Genomic DNA, 21,020 nt, shown 5'->3' on the forward strand with positions numbered 1-21,020 from the left:
TTTTAAATGTTTTTTAAATTAAAATCCTAATCTTAAACCAACGTTATAAGATTTAGCCACTGGGAATGCACCTTCATCGATACCCATGTGAATATCTTGGTTATCAGTTCCAGAGTTTCTTAAGTTAATGTCTGGGTCAAGACCTTTGTATTTTGTGAATGTGAAAAGGTTTTGTCCTTGAACATAAATTTGAGCAGAACTTAATTTAATTTTAGAAACCATTGCAGTTGGGAAAGTATAAGTCAACTGAATATTCTTGATACGCATATATGAGCCATCTTCTACAAAATATGAAGAAATTTGTTGGCTAACACCATCTTGTGAATTCAAACGAGGTAATAAAGCATTATCCCCTGGTTTTTTCCAAGATTTATAAAGCATATCAGCCGAACGGTTTCCTTGGAATGTATTGAAATCAGTCCAATATTTTAAGTAATTAAAAATTTCATTTCCTTGCGAACCTTGACCGAAAATAGCTAAATCCCAGTTTTTATAGCCTAAATTAATGTTAAAACCATAAGTGAAGTCAGGATGAGGATTTCCGATGATAGTTTTATCAGCCGCAGTAATGATACCATCACCGTTAACATCTCTAAATTTGAAAACACCAGCTCTTGTATAAGTTCCAAATTTTGGAGCAGCTGCTGCTTCAGCATCATCTTTAATTACACCGTCAATGATATAACCATAGTAACTAGCAATTGGAAGACCTGCTTTTGTTACAGAAATTGCTGGAAGACGAGTTGAGAATCCAAAAACAGTTGCATTAGGGTCATTATTTAACTTAACAACATTGTTTTTGTATTTACTAATCATTCCGCTAATAGTATAACGCAATTGGCCAATTTTATCACGGTAAGTGATATTCAAATCTACCCCTTTATTGTTTACTTCACCGATATTTACATAAGGAATTGAACCCGTTCCAGCAGTTCTAGGAATTGGTACTTGCGTAAGCATATTTGAAGTAGTACGTGAGTATAAATCCAAAATCACTTCTAATTTACTTTTTAACATCGTTGCATCAATACCAACGTTTGTAGAAGTATTTGTTTCCCAACGGCCATTTGGATTACCAAATTGAGATAAATCAAATCCATTTGCGATTGAGTTTCCTGAACCAGTAATATCATAAGCATTATTTAATGGGTCTGGAGTATATAAAGTATAGGCATTATATACGTTAGGAATCAACTGGTTACCTGTTTTACCCCATCCTCCACGAATTTTTAAATCGTCAACAAAAGTTAATTTCTTCATGAAATCAAACTCTGTCAAACGTAATCCAAGTGAAAACGCTGGGAAAACACCATAACGATAAGCTGGTGAGAATCTTGAAGATCCATCACGACGCATCGTAACATCAGCCAATAAGAAATCTTTGTATGAATAGTTGATTTTACCAAATTGCGAGAATAATGCACTAATAGTTGCTCCAGAACCTGAATTTGCTAAACCAGCTGCAGCACCAAGATTAAGATAACGATATGATAAATTATCAAATGCGTAGTTACTACGTGCGGCACTAAAACCGAAAGCATAAGTAGAAACAGCTTCAGTTCCAACTAATACATTAAATGAATGGCTGCCGATTGTTTTGTTATAATTTAATGTATTAAACCAAGTGATGGCACGGTCAAAGTTATTTGAAACAGTTAAACTGTTTGAACTACGAGGTTCAGCCGCTTCAATATCACGGTTAAAATATTGAGAGAAATTATAATTATTAAACTCAACACCCAAACTTGTTCTGAATTTTAAATCTTTTAAGATTCCTAATTCTGCAAATACATTACCAAAAATGTGTGTTCCTTTGATAATATTATCTTTTTCACGCCATTGTCTAGCCAATGGATTTGGTGCGTTACCTAAGTTTGAACCTCTACTTCCAGCAAAACCATTCAAATCCGAAGTATTAGTACCACCCAATGCCTTAGGGCCACCTGTAATATCAAAAACTGGAATAATTGGTTGAATACGAATAGCGAACATAATTGGATTACTTTCGTTATTGTTTCCACTTGGTACACCAATTCTTTCATCATACGAAACTGTAAAGTTTTCACCAAAAGTTAATCTATTTTTAGTAAATTCAGTATTCGCACGCACAGAATAACGTTTGTAGCCTGTATATTTCAAAATACCATCTTGGTCAAAATAACTACCTGAAATAGCATATTTACCATTTTTTGAACCACCTGTAGCTCCTAATTGATAATTAGAAATTTTTGCAGGTCCAAAAATTACATGTTGCCAATCTGTTCCTTCTTTATTAGCTTTAGTAATGTTAAATGCAGTTTTTCCTAGATTTGGGTCTGCAATATCATTTGTGTAAGTGTAATTAGAAGGAAGAGAGCCATACACGTTTGGATAAATATAATCTGCAATCGTTTGTGAACCATCTGGGCCAAATTTATATTGAGCTGAGGGCGAAGTACCAGGTGTTTTACCAGCTCCAATTTCAGACTCATAATAGTATTGACCAAGTTCTTTTGTATTAAGCAAATCTAAAGTTTTTCCAACTCGTTGAGTACCAGTGTACATATCAAATGTAATTTTGGGCTCGCCAGATGAACCTCTTTTTGTAGTAATGATTACTACTCCGTTGGCTGCTCTCGCTCCATAAATTGACGCCGCAGAAGCATCTTTCAATACTTGCATTGATTCAATATCATTAGGATTGATTTGGTTTAAAGTTCCTTGTGTTGGCGTTCCATCAATTACATATAAGGGGCTGTTATTGTTAATTGAGCCAAAACCACGAATACGAACCATTGTACCGCCACCAGGAGAGTTATCGTTTCCGACGGTAACCCCAGCAGCTCTACCTTGTAACATTTGGGTAACACTCGCTGTTGGTAATGAAGTCAATTCTTTTGCACCTACAACAGTTACAGCTCCAGTAATGTCTTTTTTACGTTGGCTTGCGTAACCAGTTACAACAACTTCACTTAAAGCTTTAGCATCAGATTGTAAAACAACATCAATTATTGAACGATTGCCAACTGTTTCTTCTAAAGTCACATAACCAATTGAGGAGATTACAATAGTTGAACCCGCAGGAACATCAAGTGAAAATGCTCCATTTGCGTCTGAAGAAGTGCCTTTATTAGTACCTTTAACTTGAATTGTTGCACCAGGCAAACCAATGCCACTTTCAGCATCTGAAACTTTACCAGATACCTTTTTTTGGGCAAAAACTAATGAACTTGTCAAAAAAAGCAAAAGCATTAAAACTTTTACCTTGATTGGAACAGGGTATGCGTGTTTCATAAATTGATAAATTGATTAGGTTGAAAATGTAAACATTCAAATATAAAATTAAAATAATTTAATATCTAATCTTTTTTTAATTTTTTTAAAAACATCACATTTATATAATATAATCAACAAAATAATAACTTATAAATAAATTATATTTAATATATTATCATAAACAATGTTATATAAAATCATACTTCGACCAAAACAAAAGAGCCTCATTATCTAAGAATGAGGCTCTTTTGTTTACAGAAAAAATAATTAATATTTTGCAGGTTGACCTTGTTTTGGTAAGGATTGCTTAATGAATTGTCTGATATCTTCATTTCCGGTAGCTAAATCTTCTCGACGTAGATACATCATGTGACCACTTCTATAACCTTTCCAAGACATTCTATCTTTCAGTTTTCCACTTGGGTCCATTTGCCACATATTATATTTTGCATTGAAATAATCACAAGCACCGTCAAAATATCCCGATTGAACCATTACATGCAAATATGGATTTTGTGCCATAGCTGCTCTTAAATTTTCACCCGTATTATCACCAGTTCTATCCCATGGACTTACAGGGCCAAACATATAATATTTAAGGTCTGTTTTATAATTTAGTTCATTCCTTACATAAATATTAATTGCTGGCGTAAATGAATGTAACCAAGAAGTGAGTTCTGAATTAAAATCAGGTTTTTCTCCCGCATCTTTTTTGTCAATTCCTCTGTAACGAGAATCAAGACGCCCAACTGTATAACCTTTATCCCTTAATAATTCTTTCCAAAAGAAATCTAGTGGAATATCCAAGTTATTTTGTAAAATCACTTTTTCTGAAAGTCCAGAATAACGTGACATTTTAGCTGCTATTTCTTTTCGTTTTGATTCTTCCAAAAATCCACCTCTACTGATTGCAGGAAGTAATTCATTTATCGTAAAATTTTCAACTTCGGGCAGCATTTCGGTCAAATCTTTATTTTGTAGATCTGGACTCAGCATTTTATGATACCACGCTGTGGCAGCAAAATAAGGAAGTTTAAGTGCAGCACCAGAAGCAGCTCCTCTTTCAATACCAAGCGTAGTTGGTGAAACTAGAATCACACCATTAAAATACATCCATTGAGCAGTTTGCAATTGTAGTGCTAGTCCTGAAACACGATTTGTTCCATAACTTTCACCAATCAAATACTTTGGCGAAGCCCAACGATTACTACGAGTAACAAATGTACCAATCCAATCTGCCAAATATTTAATATCAGCATTAACTCCGAAAAATTTTGAAGTCGGCACATCTTTACTTGTCGGCCTTGAAAAACCGGTATTTACAGGATTAACAAAAACAATATCAGCCACGTCCAAAATAGAATACGGATTTTCTTTTATTCCATAAGGCTGAACAGGATAACCCTCATCATCAATATTAAGCAAATGCGGGCCTGTGTAAGCGATGTGCATCCAAACTGAAGCAGAACCTGGCCCACCATTAAATGAAATCACCAAAGGTCGAGAAGCTTTATCTTTAATATCAGTTCTTTCATAATAAGTATAAAATAATCCCGCAATCGCTTTACCTTCTTCATCCCAAACAGGCATTGTTCCTGTGGTAGCTTGAAAAGGTACTTTTTGCCCTTTGATTGTAGTAATGTGTTCTGTAACAATAAACGAATCTGGGTTAAAAGGAATAGTTAAAGCTGGTTTTTCATCTTTGATTATTGGAGGTGTTGATGGTATTTGGGGCGTTCGTGTTTGATTTTGAGAAAAAGCAAACACACTCATAAACGCTAATGGGAAAAATAGTTTTTTCATGCTGATGAGTAAATTTTTAGGGATAGATTTTAAAAAAAGTTAAATAAATAGAATGTAAGCTAATCATTATTTAAAAAAGAAAACTTCTTTCATTTTGTAATATTCAAATATTTTAGACTCAAAAAACAATATTTATAATACCAAAATGCATTTTAAGTAGCTTTTATCGGATTATTCAAAATTATTAAAAAAATTTAATAATCTTATAAATATCAATTATATTAGTGCAAAATATTATTGAAATTATACATTTTCAAATTAATTTTTCATGAATTTCCTGTCTGCAAAATGGATTGTTATTTTTATGATTCCGATTATTGCTTTTGTTTATTTTTTTAATGAAAGAAAAGCAATTATCAGCTATAATGAATCCATTCGACCAATTTTCAATAAGAAATGTATTGTTTGCCACGGTGGAGTAAAGAAAAATGGAAATTTTAGCCTTTTATTTCCAGAAGAAGCTTATTCAAAGGCAAAATCTGGCAAATATGCCATTATTCCTTTTGATTCGGAAAATTCTGAGCTAATAAAACGGTTGAAAACACACGATTTGGAAGCCAGAATGCCAAAAGATAAAGAACCTTTAACAGCAGAAGAAATCAGTAAAATTGAACAATGGATTAATGAAGGTGCTAAATGGGAAGACCATTGGTCGTATATCAAACCAAACAAAAATATCGAACCGCCAAATGTAGGCAAACAATGGGCTGTCAACGGAATTGATAATTTTATTTACGAACGATTAGAACAAGAAGGACTTAAACCTTCGGAAGAAGCCGACAAAGCAACTTTACTTCGTCGATTAAGTTTAGATTTAATTGGGTTGCCCCCTACTCCACAAGAAACTGCTATTTTTATTAATGATAATTCCGCAAATGCATATCAAAAACAGGTTGAAAGGTTGTTGAAATCTCCTGCATTTGGAGAGCGATGGGCTTCAATGTGGCTTGATTTAGCCCGATATGCAGATTCAAAAGGTTATGAAAAAGACCTCGACCGAAGTATTTGGAAATACAGAGATTGGGTAATTCAAGCTTTCAACAAAGATATGCCTTTCGACCAATTTACTATTGAACAATTGGCTGGAGATTTAATTCCACGCTCCCCTAATGAACCTTCAGAAAAGCTTGAAAATCAACTCATTGCTACAGCATTTCATCGCAATACAATGGCTAATGATGAAGGCGGCACAAACGATGAAGAATTTAGAAATATGGCTTTAATTGACCGCGTTTCTACCACAATGGAAGTTTGGCAGGGTACAACAATGGCTTGTGTTCAATGTCACAGCCATCCGTATGACCCATTTCGTCACGAAGAATTTTATCAATTAGCTGCTTATTTCAATAATACGCAAGACCGAGATTTATACAATGAAAAACCTCTTTTCAGAACATTTACAGTTGAAAATGAGCAAAAAGTAAATCGTCTTTTGCATTGGATGCAACAACAATTACCTGCCAAACTTCAAGATAATACTTTTTCAAATAATATTCCTCTAGATGAAAAAAGGCAAAGTTTTGTCAGAAAAATGGGATTTTATCGCATTGAAGCGGAAGCATTTGATAGCACAAGCCGACACATCGAACTTTGGAATAATCAAAAAGAAATCATGCAAACAACCGAAGGAGCATTTACGGTTTATGAGGATGTCGATTTGACAAATATTGATGAGGTAAATTATAGGTATCAAAGTGGTGCAGAAAATGCTTTTATAGAAATGCGAATTGATAAAGTTGATGGTGAACTAATCAGTAAAGTTGAAACAAAATGTAGCGAAAAAGAAGTAAATGTTGGTTGGTATAGTTGGAATCAATACACACAATCCGCTGCAAAAGTTAAGCCTACAAAAGGTATTCATGATGTTTTCTTGGTTTATCGCAAAGGTAAAAACTTTTGGACTGATTTAATGCACCTCGATTGGATGGAGCTAAAAAGCAAAAAATCTCCAAAAAATTCCTTTCCAAAGTTTTTTCAAGATTCTTTAATAAAATTGGCAGAAATCGAAGCAATTGCTACCCCAATTATGGCCGAAAGACCAAAATCAAGGGCTAGACAAATGCATGTTTTTACTAGAGGTAATTGGATGTTAAAAGGAAATGAGGTAAAACCTAATGTACCAAAATCTCTGCCATCAATGAATGATTTTGACCAAAATCGTCTTGGTTTAGCTAAGTGGCTCGTTGACAAAGATAATCCTTTAACTTCAAGAGTTATTGTTAATCGTTTCTGGGAACAACTTTTTGGCATTGGACTAGTCGAGTCATTAGAAGATTTTGGAAGTATGGGGGCAAAACCTACGCACCCTGAATTACTCGATTGGCTGGCCGTTCAATTTATGAAAGAACAAAAATGGCATGTAAAAAGTCTGCTGAAAACAATGGTTATGTCGGCAACATATCGGCAATCAGCCATTATTTCTAAGGATTTACAAGCAAAAGACCCAAGAAACTTGCTTTTAGCCCGTGGCCCTAGAGTAAGGCTCTCGTCGGAACAAATGAGAGACCAAGCTCTTTTTGTGAGTAATTTATTGAATACAAAGATGTTTGGGCCGAGTGTTCGTCCGCCAAATCCGACGGATGCCGCTTGGAGAAATGAATCGAAACAAAATCAAAATAGAAGAGCAATTTATACTTATTGGCGACGAACAAATCCCTATCCTTCAATGATAACTTTTGACAGTCCTCAAAGAAATGTTTGTGTTTCTCGACGAATCAGAACAAATACTCCTTTGCAAGCATTAACGGCTTTGAACGACACAGTTAATTATGCTGCTGCCCAAAATATTGCTTTAAAAATGGCAAAAATAAAATCTAAGAAGGTAGAAGATAAAATTAGTGCTGGATATTATGCTATTTTTCAAAAACTTCCATCCAAGCAAAAATCTGAATTATTAACTCAACTTTTCCAAGAAAGTTTGATTGATTTGAAAAGAAAAAAGAAGCAAAAAGCTGAATATTTTGCTTTTACCATCACTGCCAATGCAATGATGAATTTAGACGAATTCCTAACAAAATGAAAAGAACATCAATTTTTGAAGAAGCTTTTTTTGATGAAGCCACATTTAATACCCGTCGTCATTTTCTAAAAAAATGCACTTCGGGTCTTGGTGGATTAGCAATTTCGTCAATTTTAGGTGGTTGTTTGAGCAATGAACAAAAAAGTATAGACGAAAATCCTTTTGCTGTAAAACCTCCACATTTTCCCGCAAAAGCTAAGAATATTATTTATTTGCACATGGAAGGAGCTCCATCTCAATTGGAATTATTCGACTATAAACCTGAATTAGCAAAGTTAGACGGTCAACTTTGTCCACAATCGCTCTTAGAAGGTAAGCGTTTCGCATTCATAAAAGGCGTGCCGAAAATGCTTGGTCCACAAGCTACTTTTCAGCAATATGGGCAATCTGGGGCTTGGTTTTCTGATTATTTCAAGCACTTGCCTCAACTCGCTGATGAACTTACTTTTTTGAAAGCAATGCACACTGATGAATTTAATCATGCTCCTGCCCAATTATTTATGCACACAGGGAGTTCCAGAGTTGGGCGTCCGAGCTTAGGTTCATGGATAACTTATGGTTTAGGTTCAGAAAATCAAAATTTACCTGCCTATGTAGTTTTGGTTTCGGGTTCTGAACCAAGTGCTGGAAAATATTTATGGGGAAATGGTTTCTTACCTTCAGTATATCAAGGTGTCCAATGTCGGACAAAAGGCGATCCAGTTTTATACATCAATAATCCTGCTGAAATTGATGTTCATTTACGTCAAAAGTCAATAGAAACAATCAATAAAATTAACGAATTGACTTATAATGAAATTGGTGACCCAGAAACATTAACCAGAATTTCTCAATACGAAATGGCTTTCAGAATGCAAGCTGAAGTACCAGAAACGATGGATATTTTAAGTGAGCCAGCATATATTCACGAAATGTATGGAACTGAAATAGGAAAAGCAAGTTTTGCAAATAATTGTCTTTTAGCTAGAAAATTGATAGAAAAAGGAGTTCGAGTTGTTCAGCTTTTTGACCGCCGTTGGGATAATCATGGAACTGATGCTGGCAGTGGAGTTGATATTGGTCTGCGTAGAAATGTAGAATACGTTGATAAACCAATTACCGCTTTAATTAAAGATTTGAGCCAAAGAGGATTACTGGACGAAACACTTATTGTTTGGGGTGGTGAATTTGGGCGAACACCAATGATGGAAAATCGTGCTGGAGATAATAATACTCCGCTTAAAGGGCGTGACCATCATGTAGATGCATTTACAATGTTTATGGCTGGTGCTGGTCTAAAAAAAGGTTATTCTCATGGAGAAACTGATGAAATAGGTTATTATGGAATCAAAGGAAAAACTCATATTCACGATTTACAAGCGACTATCATGCACATTATGGGCTTCGACCACGAAAAATTTACATTCCCATTTCAAGGCAGAAACTTTAGATTAACAGATGTAGCAGGAAAAGTAATTAAAGAAATTTTATAACAAATATCCATTTTGATAACGAGCTAATTTGAATTCATAACAAATTAGCTCGTCAATTAAATCAAAGAATTGCTTTCAATAAATGTGGCCGCTCTTTTTCAATCTTTAAAATCATTTCTCCAAAAAGAGTATTTGCCCAAGCAAACCATTTTCTAGTAAAATTTTTTGCATCATCTTTATCAAATGATTCGTGCATAAATCCTGTATTTGCATGAGTTTTTTTCAGAAATCGAAGTTGCTGTAAAATTTCTTTATCATCATTCGATGTCATTGCTCGCATAATTATACTCAAATGCCAAATTTGATTGACCAACGTATGCGGACTTCCGACTCCTTCAGCAGCTTTTCCCTTGAAAAAATATGGATTATTTTCACTTAATATAAAACGACGAGTATTTAGATAAATTGAATTATCTGCTTTTACTGCTCCTAAATATGGTAAACTCATTAAATTAGGCACATTCGCATCATCTTGCAACAAACAATTTCCAAATCCATCCACTTCCATAGCGTAGATTTTTCCAAATTTAGGATGATTAATTACTGCGTGCTTATTAATCGCCATTTCAACTTCATTTGCAAAATCGTTACACACTTTCGCAAAATCAGCATTTTTATACACTTGCTTTGAAATTTCAGCTATTTGTCGGAATGAAACAACCGCAAATAAATTTGACGGAATCAAGAAAGGATAAATAGCTGCATCATCGGAAGGCCTGAAAATACTATGAATTAAACCGTTTGGTTTTGTAACATTTCCAAAGCCATTTCCTGGAACAGTATCAGTTGACCAAGATGTAGTTCTTCCAAATTTATATTTTCCAGTTCCATTTATTCTTTGCTGTTCTCGGCAAGTTTCAATAATTGTACTAGCGGCATTGAGCCAATTTTCATCAAAAACACTCGTATCCTTAGCTATTTTCCAATAATTGTAAGCCAATCGAACTGTATAACAAAGCGAATCTAACTCCCATTTTCGTTCATGAAGTTCAGGTTTCATCACAGTATGGTCACTTAACCACTCAGATTTTCCAGCTCCATCATTGAATGCATTGGCATATGGGTCAATCAAAATACATTCAGTTTGACGATTGATTACACCAGCGATGAGTTGCTTTAATTTTTCATCTTCTTTAATCAATGACAGATAAGGTGTAACTTGAGCAGTGCTATCTCGCAACCACATGGCATGAATATCACCCGTAATTACAAAAGTGTCAGGGCGGCCATCTTTAATTTTATAATTGACAGTTGTATCTAGTGTATTTGGAAAACAATTTTCAAAAAGCCAAGCCAATTCAGCATCTTTGATTGTGGTTTTCATTCGCTCTATTGTCGCCTCAATAATTGGACTACTAAAATTTCGTCGGTCAACCGAAACTCGTACAATTGGAAATTGGTTGGAAAAAGCATCTTTATTTATAAATAGCCCTGCACTTGCAAGAGCGGTCGTTTGAATAAATTTTCTACGATTAAGTATCATTTTGAATTGAATATTATTTTTTAAAAGGATGAATCTAATTTATGCTAAACTTTCTCAAAAATAGCATTGAAAAACTAATATTAATGGATAAAATAAATAATTCTGTTTGTCTAAAATGTTTCATCAAAGTTTATACATTAACTTCCAAATCTTTTACAGCTTTTATCCTTACTGAATTTATTATATTTTTGTATTATGAATGAAATTATTAACCCTTGGCAAATACTTGATTCAGAAGTTAAGTATGAAAATAACTGGATTGAAGTAGTGCATCAAAATGTAATTAATCCGAGCGGAGGAAAAGGCATTTATGGTGTAGTGAATTTTAAAAATATTGCAGTTGGTGTTGTTCCTATTGATGCTGATGACAATACATGGTTGGTGGGACAGTTTCGGTTTCCATTGAATGAATATTCGTGGGAAATTCCTGAAGGAGGTTGCCCTGACGGAGAAGAAGTATTAGCAACGGCAAAAAGAGAATTGAAAGAAGAAACAGGTTTGATTGCTCAAAAATGGACTTTGATTTCAAAATTACATACTTCAAATTCGGTTTGTAATGAAGTTGCTTTTATTTTTTTGGCAGAAGAATTAACGCAATCTGAAAGTCAGCCCGAAGAAACTGAACAGCTTCAAGTAAAAAAAGTTTCATTAAAAGCAGCACTTGATTTGGTTTTAGCAGATGAAATAACCGACTCAATGAGTGTTGCAGGAATTTTAAAAGTTGCACGTCTTAAAGGATTATAATATGCTTGAAGCAATTGTTTTTGGATTTTTCACTGGTGTAGTTTTAAGTTTTGGCTTCGGAAGTGTTTTCTTTGCTCTCATTCAAGATAGTATTCAATATGGATACAAAGCAGGTATAAAAATTTCATTAGGTGTTGTTTTTGGTGATGTCTTAATGGTTTTAATTGCTTTTTTAGGCACTTCTTTTCTTCCAAATATTCCTGATTTTGGACTATATTCTAGAATATTTGGAGCAATTTTATTAATTAGTTTGGGCGTAGTTCAATTCAGAAAAACAAAAGTTGTTTCTAAAATACAAGATTTTAAACTGGCTCGTTTTTTTTATTTTTTCGGAAAAGGTTTTTTACTAAATGTCATTAATCCAGTAAATTTTATTTCTTGGATGCTAGTTTCTGCAACCTTAAAAGGCTATAAATATGATGTCTTTGACGAAACATTATTCTTTGCAACTTGTATTTTAACAATTTTTGTATTAGAATCTGCTTTCGCAATTTTTTCGGATAGAATTAAAACCAAATTAAACGACAAAACAATATTATACATCAAATATATTTCAGGATTAGTCTTTATTGGTGTTGGACTTAAAATGGTTTACGACGCATACAGACTATCCTAAAAATAAAAATGCCACATCGAAATGTGGCATTTTTTAACTTTAAATATTGATTTTTTATTTCTTTTGTTTATTCTCTGAATTTTGATTCAAGGCCATCATTTGTTTCATTGTCTTATCAAAACCTTCAACTGAACCATCCATAAATATTACATTTCCTTTCCCATCTTGTGCTACTTGACGCATCGTTTCTGTCCAAAGTGAAAATAATATTATTGATGGGTCAAGATGTGCTTTTTCCATTTCAGCTGCGGCAACAGCCATACCTTTTGCAATTTCTTCTCTAAATTGAGCTAATCCTTGCCCACGAAGGCGAGCTGCTTCACGTTCTGCTTCGGCAGAAATCCTGATAGCATTTCCATCAGCTTCTGCACCTTTAGTTTTGGTAATTAATAACGCTTGACCTTCATTTTCTGCTGCAGCTTTTAAGTTATTTGATGCCACAACTCTCGACATTGATTTTACAATTTCTTCATCAAAAGTAATATCATTGATTTGTAAATCTAATAAATGATAGCCCCAGCCGTTCAATATATGGTCTAAATTTGCCTTTACATCATCCACAATTTCATTTCTCAATCCCAAAATCTCAGCTTGTTTTTTTGTTGCCACGAAGCTACGAATCGAACCTTCGATTGAACGAACTAATGCTTGCATAAAATTGGCTTGGTCAATAAACTTAAATGCAACATTTTTAATTTGGTCTTCCGAATTATCAGTTACTGTATAAAGTAACATTGCTTTAAAATAAACATTTGCTTGGTCATTGGTAATTGCTTGAAACTGCAATTCAGCCGAACGGTTTTGAATTGATATTGTCCTAAAAACAAATTCAATAAACGGAATCTTGAAATTCAAACCAGGCGTCATTATTCGACTATACTTTCCGAAAATAGTGATTACAGCAACATTTCCTTGTTGAACAATTACAATTGATAAGTAAAGAATTACTAAAGCAGGTATTAAAATAAAAATTGCTCCCATTGTTTTTAAAGATTTTAGTTAGAATTAATGGTCAAATGTAGATTAAAAACTTCAAGCTAGGCTATTTTCTTTATAAATGGTAAGTTTTACTTATTTTTTTGTAAAAAAACTATTTATCATTTCAATGTACCCATTCCACCATCAATATGAAATATTTGTCCAGTAATCCAACTTCCTTCCTCTGAAAGTAAAAACTTCGCCATCGAGGCAATATCTTCACTTTTACCAACTCTGCCAAGTGGATGTCGTTTATTGGAAGCCTCAATTTTTTCGGGTGACGAAAGCAACATTTTAGCCAAAGGCGTATCAGTCAATGAAGGGGCAATTGCATTCACACGAATTTTAGACACCGAAAATTCAGCCGCAAGAGATTTGGCTAATCCTTCAATTGCTCCCTTTGATGCTGCAACAGAAGCATGAAAACCCATTCCAGTCTGCACCGCAACTGTGCTAAAAAGCACAATCGAAGCATTTCCTGCTAATTTTAATCGATTAAGATTTGTTTGAATGACATTGATTGCTCCTAACACATTTATTTGAAAATCTTTTTGAAAATCTTCATTCGTTAAGCGATTGAATGGTTTCAAATTTATTGTTCCTGGACAATAAACAATTCCGTCTAATGTTGTTGGTAAATCAGAAAAAACTTGGTTATCGGGAATTGATGCATCCCAAGTGAAGTGTTTGAGAGCTAAATTAGGCTGTGTTCTTGAAGCTGAAAACACATTTGCACCTTGTTCGATTAATGTTTGTGCTAAAGAAAACCCTATTCCAGAACTAGCACCAACTATTAAGAAATTTTTGTTTTGAAAAGACATTGATTCGGTTGTTTGTTTAAAAATAAACAGCCGAATCAATGAATTGTTTTGAAGCCACTTAAATCAAATACTTAAAACTTTCAAAAACTCGCTTCTTTTTTCTTCTTTATTGAAAGCTCCACTGTAAAATGATGTGATTGTCGAACTAGTTTGGTCTTTTACTCCTCTCGAAGAAACACATTGATGGTCGGCATCAACAAAAACTGCAACATCATCAGTCATCAACGCATTTTTGATTGCATTTCCTATTTGAATTGTCATTCTTTCCTGAACTTGCGGACGGCGTGCAAAATGATTAACAATTCTGTGTAATTTCGATAAGCCAATTACTTTTCCATTAGAAATATATGCCACATGAACTTTACCAACTATTGGCACAAAATGATGTTCACAACAAGAGTAAAATTGAATATTTTTCTCAACCAACATTTCATTATAATTATACTCGTTGGTGAAAAGCGTCATCGCAGGTTCATTTTCAGGATTTAAGCCAGAAAATAATTCTTTCACATACATTTTAGCAACACGGCGGGGTGTTCCTCGTAAACTTTCATCAAGTAAATCAAGACCTAAAGTGTACATAATTTCTTTGAAATGTTTTTCAATTATTTCGATTTTTTCATCGTCATTCAAATCAAAGGCATCTTCTCTTAAAGGTGTATCTAATTTTGTAAACGGATGGTCTTGGTCGTCTAATAATAAGTCGTTCACTACGTATTTATCTTTAAATTGGATATTCGACATAATTTCTTTCTGTTTCATAAAGTCTAACTTTTAAATCAAATTGGTTTGAAATTTTTGTTCTCAAAATTTCATAAATTACAATTGCAATGTTTTCGGCTGAAGGATTCAATTCACGAAATTCATCAGTGTCAAGATTTAAGTTTTTGTGGTCAAACTTATCTAAAACATTCTCTTTGATTATATCGCTTAAAATTTTCATGTCAAAAACATATCCTGTTTTCGGGTCAACTTCACCCGTCAGTTGAACAATCAAATCATAATTATGTCCATGATAATTGGGATTATTGCATTTTCCAAAAACACGGTTGTTTTCTTCATCCGTCCAAGCAGGATTGTGAAGTCGATGTGCGGCATTGAAGTGTTCTTTACGAAACACTGCAACCCTTTTTTTTTGATATTCCAAGTTTAATGTTTAATGATGAATAAATAGTTAGCCAGACAGTCATTACAAAGGTTGTGTACAACACTTGTAGGCTACCGAGCGGCGGTTGATTCGCTCAGAGAAACAGTTTCAAATACATTAACAAGTCGTATTTTTATTTTGTTCAAGATTTTCTTAAAAAAACTATGTATTTTTCAATACAGATTTTTAATTAAAATATTTTTTCTTTATTATTATAAAATAACAAAATTTATTTTTTAATATTTTCCTTAAAATCAAAATATTTTATTTTAATTTTGGTATTTATCACTTAAAAAGTTTCTTTTGTAAGAATATTTTCTAGAATTAGACAAAAAGTATTTAACTTGTCATCTACAAACCAACCTAAAATATGAACCGTAGAAATTTCCTTTCAACCAGTTTAGCAACATCAAGTATTCCTTTTATAGTTAAAAAAAACAATTTAAAGGATGATAAAAAAGTTAGATTAGGTTTTATTGGCGTAGGTCTTCGTGGCCGAAACCACCTCGAACAAGCCTTGTATCGCTCCGATGTAGAAATTCCAGCCATTTGCGATATTGATTTGAATTCAATTGCAGAAGCGAATAAAATTTTTAAAAAATTTGGCAAAAAAGAACCTATCGCATACACAAAAGGAGAAAGAGACTTTGAGAATTTTGTAAAAAGAGATGATTTAGATGGAATTATAATAGCAACCCCTTGGGAATGGCATGTGCCGATGTCTGTTGCTGCAATGAAAGCTGGAAAATATGCTGGTGTTGAAGTTTCAGCAACAGTCACATTGCAAGAGTCTTGGGATTTGGTTGATACTTACGAAAAAACTGGGTCTCATTGCATGATTCTGGAAAATGTTTGTTATCGACGAGATATTATGTCGGTTTTAAACATGGTTCGTAAAAATATGTTTGGCGAAATGCTATACGGACATTGTGGCTATCAACACGATTTGAGATTTGTTAAATTAAACGACGGAAAATCTGCCTATGGCAAGGGAGTTGAGTTTGGTGAAAAAGGTTTTAGTGAAGCTAGATGGCGTACTCAACATTCGGTAGATAGAAATGGTGACCTTTATCCTACGCATGGACTTGGTCCAGTTGCTCATTGGATGGATATTAATCGAGGAAATCGTTTTGAGTATTTAACCTCAACAGCTACAAAATCTCGTGGAATGCACAATTATATTGTAGAAAATGGCGGAGCTGACCATCCAAATGCGAAAGTTAAATTCAAATGTGGCGATATTGTAACGACGACTATTCAATGTGCCAATGGTGAAAATATTGTGATTATTCACGATACAAATAGTCCAAGACCCTATTCATTAGGTTTTAGAGCACAAGGCACAAAAGGGATTTGGATGAACGACGGTAATCAAATTTACTTAGAAGGTGTTTCAAAAAAACATGATTCGTGGGAACCTTTTGCAGATTACCAAAAAGAATATGACCATCCGTTATGGAAAAAATATGAACAAGATGCTGTAAATGCTGGTCACGGTGGAATGGATTTTTTCGTTCTTAGAGCATTCATTGAATCAGTAAAAAATAAAGTTGCTCCACCGATTGATGTCTACGATGCTGCCGCTTGGAGTGCTATCAGTCCATTATCAGAGGTATCAATTGCCCGTGGAAGTTCACCAGTAGAAATTCCTGATTTTACACGTGGAAAATGGAAAACCAACAAACCAATTTTTGGATTAGACGACAATTTTTAATGATTATAACTTTAAATAAACCCTAAAATTAAATTTTATGCAAGATAATAGTAAAAACTATACTGGTCCATTAATCATAATTGGACTACTTTTCTTTGTATTTGGATTCGTTACTTGGGTAAATGGAACGTTGATTTCATTTTTCAAAAAAGCCTTCGATTTGAGTAATGCAAATTCCTATTTAGTAACTTTTGCATTCTTTATTTCATATACTGTAATGGCGATTCCGTCGTCAGTAGTTTTAAAAAAAGTAGGTTTCAAAAAAGGAATGTCGATAGGTTTAGCAATTATGGCGATTGGTACATTTATTTTTGTTCCAGCCGCAAAAGCAGAATCATATCCATTGTTTTTAGCAGGTTTATTCACTATTGGCATTGGTCTGACATTACTACAAACGGCATCAAATCCGTACGCAACTATTTTGGGGCCAAGAGAAAGTGCCGCTCAACGCATTAGCATTTTAGGAATAGCGAATAAAACTGCTGGAATTATTAGTCAAAAAGTTTTTGGTGGTATTCTTTTAGCAGGAAGTGTTGCTGGTGTAGCTATTTCTCCCAAAGCTGAACTTGAAAAAGTAATAACTCCATATTTGATACTTACAGGAGTTTTGATTGCCCTTGCAGTTTTGATTCAATTAACGAAAGGTTTACCCGAAGTCAGTGAAGAGCAAGATGGTAATGATGCTTCAACTTCGGCTAAAGCAAGTGTTTTTCAATTTCCAAATTTAGTTTTAGGACTCATTGCACTGTTTTGTTACGTTGGAGTAGAAGTAATTGCTGGCGATTCTATCATTAGTTACGGTATTTCGCTAGGCTTTTCGACCGAGGAAGCAAGTCAATTTGGAACTTATACACTATGGTTAATGATGTTGGGTTATATTTTAGGTATTGTTTTAATCCCAAAATATGTTTCTCAACAAACTTGGTTAAAACTTTCATCAATTTTTGGTATTATCATTACTATATTTGCATTGGTAACCACTGGATTTACATCAGTACTTTGCATTGCAGTTTTAGGACTTGCCAATGCAATTATGTGGCCAGCAATTTGGCCATTGGCTATTGATGGATTAGGGAAATATACAAAAGTTGGCTCAGCTTGGTTAATAATGATGATTGCGGGAGGAGCAATTTTACCGTATTTATATGGAATTTTGTCTGATTCCCTTAAAAGTTCTCAGACTGCTTACGCCATAATGATTCCGCTTTACGCTTTTGTTTTATATTTCGCAATGTTTGGTTACAAAAAGAAGAGTTGGTAAAAATTCATCAAGCATTAAACAATCATAATAGTGCAAAATTCATTCATTATTTCAGCGGTTCGAACGCCAATTGGTAGTTTCGGTGGTTTACTTTCCAGTATTTCTGCACCAAAATTAGGGGCAATTGCCATTAAATCTGCGGTAGAAAAAGCTGGAATTGACCCAAATTTGATCGAAGAATTATTATTTGGAAATGTTTGTCAAGCAAATGTCGGTCAAGCACCCGCTCGTCAAGCAGCATTATACGGAGGGCTAAGTAACAAAACAAATGTTACAACCATTAATAAAGTTTGTGCTTCAGGGATGAAGTCAATAATTTTTGGTAGCCAATCAATAGAATTAGGTCAGAATGATTTAGTAATAGCGGGTGGAATGGAATGTATGTCACAGATTCCATTTTATTTAGCAAAAGCACGTTATGGATACGGTTATGGCAATGGTGAATTAATTGACGGATTGGCAAAAGATGGTTTGGTCAATGTTTATGATGGCAATGCAATGGGCTGTTTTGCAGATGCAACAGCCAATAAATATGATATTTCAAGAGAAGAACAAGATACTTTTGCCATTCAATCATATAAACGCTCAGCTGATGCTTGGGCAAATGGATTATTTACATCGGAAGTAACTTCAGTAGAAATAACTGACAAAAAAGGTAATGTTAAAGTTGTATCTGAAGATGAAGAATTTAAAAACGTAAACTTTGATAAAATACCAACATTAAGACCAGTTTTTACCAAAGATGGAACTGTTACCGCCGCAAATGCTTCTACAATCAATGATGGAGCATCGGCACTTTTACTCTCTTCTGAAGCCGCGATTGAGAATCATGGATTAAAACCAATTGCTAAAATTATTGCTTATGCAGATGCTGAACATGAACCAGAATGGTTTACAACTGCCCCAATAATGGCTGCAGAAAAAGCACTTAAAAGAGCTGGTTTAAGTATAAATGATATTGATTTCTTTGAAATAAATGAAGCATTTGCAGTTGTTCCGATGGCTTTCGCGAAAGTATTAGGTATTAGCAATGATAAAGTCAATGTTTTTGGAGGAGCTGTTTCTTTAGGGCATCCGCTTGGTTGTTCTGGAGCTAGAATTGTAACAACCTTGATAAATGTACTTCACAAAAAAAATGCTCGCTACGGACTAGCAGCCATTTGCAATGGTGGTGGAGGAGCAAGTGCCATTATAATTGAGAAAATATAAAATATCTCGAACTCAAACCTTGCAAGTATGAATAACTTGCAAGGTTTTTTTTGATTAAAATGAAAATAAACTCAAGTACAAACCCTATTATTCAGTCCTTTTTCGGACCAAATCAATTAATTACTCAATGCAGTTCTCCTGGTAGAATGGATGTAATGGGTGGAATTGCTGATTATTCTGGCTCATTAGTTCTTCAAAAACCAATTAAGGAAAAAGCAACAGTTTCGATTAGCATCAGAAACTATAATCAACTTCATATCAAGAGTTTAGATATAGAAAAAGACAATGAAATCTATATTGATTTAGACGAAATTCCAAAGAATTATGAACAAACCCGACACTATATTAAAAGCCTACCAGGTGGAGATTGGGCTGCTTATATCGTTGGGTGTTATTTGGTACTTGCTAAGGAAAAGAATTTAAAATTAGGTGGTCTTGATATTTTAATTCAATCTGATGTACCTGTTGGAAAAGGAGTTTCTTCTTCTGCGGCTCTTGAAGTAGCAACTTTGAAATCGATTTGTGAACTTTTTTCTATCGAATTAACTGATACTGAGCTTCCAAAACTTGCTCAAAAAGCCGAAAACTTAGTTGTTGGAGCTCCATGCGGATTAATGGACCAATTAGCTTCATATTTTGGCGAAAACACAAAACTACTCCCTATTCGATGTCAACCTGATATTTTATTTGATTTAGTAGAAATTCCCGAAAATCTGTCTTTCTTGGGCATAGATAGTGGAATAAAACATGCAGTAAGTGGAGCGTCTTATAGTGAAGTGCGTACGGCAGCTTTTATGGGTTACTCTATTATTGCTCAAAAACACGGTATTAATAAGGCTCAACTTCAAAAATTGTCTTCGGAAAATTTACCATATAACGGCTTTCTGAGTAATATTTCACCTTCTCAATTTGAATCAAATTATGCACGAAACCTTAATTCAATGTATGGAAAGGATTTTACTCACGATTATGGCGTTGTAAATGATAGTCTTTCTCAAATAAAACCTGATACATTTTATAATATTAAAGCTTGCACACAACACCCTATTTATGAAAATTTTAGGGTTAGCTCTTTTTTAGAATTATTAAAAATTGTCAATAAAAATAACTTTATACACATTCTACCTTTAATGGGCGAATTAATGTATCAATCGCATGAAAGTTACAATAATTGCGGTTTAGGCAATGAAATGACTGATAAAATAGTAGAAATGGCTCGAAGAAAAGGATTTGAATCAGGAATTTATGGGGCAAAAATAACAGGTGGAGGAAGTGGCGGAACCGTTTGCCTTATGGTTTATGGAGAAAAAGGTATTCAATCAGCCAAAGAATTATTTGCAGAATACAAAGATTTAACCAATCAAGAATCACTAATTTTTATTGAGTAAGTCATTTTTTCTAGAAATTCATTTTAAAAAAATTTTGTCTTAATTATGTTTAAATCAAAGATGTATTTTCCAAGCATATTCTAAAGAAACAATGAGTGCAATTAATGTGA

The 21,020-nt window shown here is 33.9% G+C and carries 15 protein-coding genes; 8 read left to right on the top strand and 7 right to left on the bottom strand.

All coding sequences use genetic code 11. The features are described 5' to 3' along the window. Nucleotides 1-18 precede the first annotated feature (18 nt). On the bottom strand, nt 19-3,273 hold the full coding sequence (locus tag MJQ71_RS05415; RefSeq protein WP_238805217.1) for a SusC/RagA family TonB-linked outer membrane protein: 3,255 nt from the start codon (nt 3,271-3,273) through the stop codon (nt 19-21). Between the two features lie 249 nt (nt 3,274-3,522). Next, a complete protein-coding gene (locus tag MJQ71_RS05420) occupies nt 3,523-5,058 on the bottom strand; it encodes a S10 family peptidase (RefSeq protein ID WP_238805219.1) in 1,536 nt (511 codons plus the stop codon). A 268-nt stretch (nt 5,059-5,326) separates the two neighbouring features. Between MJQ71_RS05420 and MJQ71_RS05425 the strand changes: the two genes are divergently transcribed. Together MJQ71_RS05425 and MJQ71_RS05430 are read left to right on the top strand one after the other, a co-directional pair. Further along, nucleotides 5,327-8,077: a DUF1553 domain-containing protein gene (locus MJQ71_RS05425; RefSeq protein ID WP_238805221.1), complete on the top strand. Its 2,751-nt coding sequence runs from the start codon at nt 5,327-5,329 to the stop codon at nt 8,075-8,077. Continuing rightward, nucleotides 8,074-9,549 carry a DUF1501 domain-containing protein gene (locus tag MJQ71_RS05430; protein WP_238805222.1) on the top strand — a complete coding sequence of 492 codons (1,476 nt, stop codon included), beginning with the start codon at nt 8,074-8,076 and terminating at the stop codon, nt 9,547-9,549. Before MJQ71_RS05425 ends, MJQ71_RS05430 begins: the two co-directional genes overlap by 4 nt. A gap of 61 nt (nt 9,550-9,610) precedes the next feature. On the opposite strand, the gene MJQ71_RS05435 is transcribed toward MJQ71_RS05430, so the two are convergent. Then, the gene (locus tag MJQ71_RS05435; protein ID WP_238805223.1) at nt 9,611-11,032 is read right to left on the bottom strand and encodes a glycoside hydrolase family 125 protein; all 1,422 of its coding nucleotides are present in this window, start codon (nt 11,030-11,032) and stop codon (nt 9,611-9,613) included. 195 nt (nt 11,033-11,227) lie between these two features. Between MJQ71_RS05435 and MJQ71_RS05440 the strand changes: the two genes are divergently transcribed. Continuing rightward, on the top strand, nt 11,228-11,776 hold the full coding sequence (locus MJQ71_RS05440; protein WP_238805224.1) for an NUDIX domain-containing protein: 549 nt from the start codon (nt 11,228-11,230) through the stop codon (nt 11,774-11,776). A gap of 1 nt (nt 11,777) precedes the next feature. Next, nucleotides 11,778-12,392, top strand: a complete 615-nt coding sequence (locus MJQ71_RS05445) for a LysE family translocator (protein ID WP_238805225.1) — start codon at nt 11,778-11,780, stop codon at nt 12,390-12,392. A 54-nt stretch (nt 12,393-12,446) separates the two neighbouring features. Here MJQ71_RS05445 and MJQ71_RS05450 read toward each other — a convergent pair whose 3' ends face one another. From MJQ71_RS05450 to MJQ71_RS05465, 4 genes are all read right to left on the bottom strand, one after another. Continuing rightward, nucleotides 12,447-13,373 carry an SPFH domain-containing protein gene (locus MJQ71_RS05450; protein WP_238805226.1) on the bottom strand — a complete coding sequence of 309 codons (927 nt, stop codon included), beginning with the start codon at nt 13,371-13,373 and terminating at the stop codon, nt 12,447-12,449. Nucleotides 13,374-13,489: 116 nt separating this feature from the next. Continuing rightward, a complete protein-coding gene (locus MJQ71_RS05455) occupies nt 13,490-14,191 on the bottom strand; it encodes an SDR family NAD(P)-dependent oxidoreductase (RefSeq protein ID WP_238805227.1) in 702 nt (233 codons plus the stop codon). Between the two features lie 63 nt (nt 14,192-14,254). After that, nucleotides 14,255-14,953, bottom strand: coding sequence for a GTP cyclohydrolase I FolE (gene folE / locus MJQ71_RS05460; protein WP_238805228.1), 699 nt, complete (start codon nt 14,951-14,953; stop codon nt 14,255-14,257). Beyond that, on the bottom strand, nt 14,916-15,311 hold the full coding sequence (locus MJQ71_RS05465) for a 6-pyruvoyl trahydropterin synthase family protein (protein ID WP_238805230.1): 396 nt from the start codon (nt 15,309-15,311) through the stop codon (nt 14,916-14,918). The genes folE and MJQ71_RS05465 overlap by 38 nt, the downstream gene beginning before the upstream one ends. A gap of 397 nt (nt 15,312-15,708) precedes the next feature. Here MJQ71_RS05465 and MJQ71_RS05470 point away from each other — a divergent pair, with 397 nt between their 5' ends. From MJQ71_RS05470 to MJQ71_RS05485, 4 genes are read left to right on the top strand one after another with little or no spacing between them, the layout of a single operon-like run. Then, entirely contained in the window at nt 15,709-17,052 is a 1,344-nt protein-coding gene (locus MJQ71_RS05470) for a Gfo/Idh/MocA family protein (protein WP_238805232.1), read from the top strand. Nucleotides 17,053-17,089: 37 nt separating this feature from the next. Then, nucleotides 17,090-18,313, top strand: coding sequence for a sugar MFS transporter (locus MJQ71_RS05475; protein ID WP_238805234.1), 1,224 nt, complete (start codon nt 17,090-17,092; stop codon nt 18,311-18,313). A gap of 30 nt (nt 18,314-18,343) precedes the next feature. Beyond that, nucleotides 18,344-19,522 carry a thiolase family protein gene (locus tag MJQ71_RS05480; protein ID WP_238805236.1) on the top strand — a complete coding sequence of 393 codons (1,179 nt, stop codon included), beginning with the start codon at nt 18,344-18,346 and terminating at the stop codon, nt 19,520-19,522. 59 nt (nt 19,523-19,581) lie between these two features. Next, the gene (locus MJQ71_RS05485; RefSeq protein ID WP_238805238.1) at nt 19,582-20,910 is read left to right on the top strand and encodes a galactokinase; all 1,329 of its coding nucleotides are present in this window, start codon (nt 19,582-19,584) and stop codon (nt 20,908-20,910) included. The last annotated feature ends 110 nt before the right edge of the window (nt 20,911-21,020 follow it).

Source organism: Emticicia aquatica, assembly GCF_923079645.1.
Lineage (GTDB): Bacteria > Bacteroidota > Bacteroidia > Cytophagales > Spirosomataceae > Emticicia > Emticicia aquatica.

Coding starts and splice junctions, on each gene's coding strand:
- MJQ71_RS05415 (WP_238805217.1), bottom strand. CDS start 3,273: ATGAAACACGCATACCCTGTTCCAATCAAGGTAAAAGTTTTAATGCTT.
- MJQ71_RS05420 (WP_238805219.1), bottom strand. CDS start 5,058: ATGAAAAAACTATTTTTCCCATTAGCGTTTATGAGTGTGTTTGCTTTT.
- MJQ71_RS05425 (WP_238805221.1), top strand. CDS start 5,327: ATGAATTTCCTGTCTGCAAAATGGATTGTTATTTTTATGATTCCGATT.
- MJQ71_RS05430 (WP_238805222.1), top strand. CDS start 8,074: ATGAAAAGAACATCAATTTTTGAAGAAGCTTTTTTTGATGAAGCCACA.
- MJQ71_RS05435 (WP_238805223.1), bottom strand. CDS start 11,032: ATGATACTTAATCGTAGAAAATTTATTCAAACGACCGCTCTTGCAAGT.
- MJQ71_RS05440 (WP_238805224.1), top strand. CDS start 11,228: ATGAATGAAATTATTAACCCTTGGCAAATACTTGATTCAGAAGTTAAG.
- MJQ71_RS05445 (WP_238805225.1), top strand. CDS start 11,778: ATGCTTGAAGCAATTGTTTTTGGATTTTTCACTGGTGTAGTTTTAAGT.
- MJQ71_RS05450 (WP_238805226.1), bottom strand. CDS start 13,373: ATGGGAGCAATTTTTATTTTAATACCTGCTTTAGTAATTCTTTACTTA.
- MJQ71_RS05455 (WP_238805227.1), bottom strand. CDS start 14,191: ATGTCTTTTCAAAACAAAAATTTCTTAATAGTTGGTGCTAGTTCTGGA.
- folE (WP_238805228.1), bottom strand. CDS start 14,953: ATGAAACAGAAAGAAATTATGTCGAATATCCAATTTAAAGATAAATAC.
- MJQ71_RS05470 (WP_238805232.1), top strand. CDS start 15,709: ATGAACCGTAGAAATTTCCTTTCAACCAGTTTAGCAACATCAAGTATT.
- MJQ71_RS05475 (WP_238805234.1), top strand. CDS start 17,090: ATGCAAGATAATAGTAAAAACTATACTGGTCCATTAATCATAATTGGA.
- MJQ71_RS05485 (WP_238805238.1), top strand. CDS start 19,582: ATGAAAATAAACTCAAGTACAAACCCTATTATTCAGTCCTTTTTCGGA.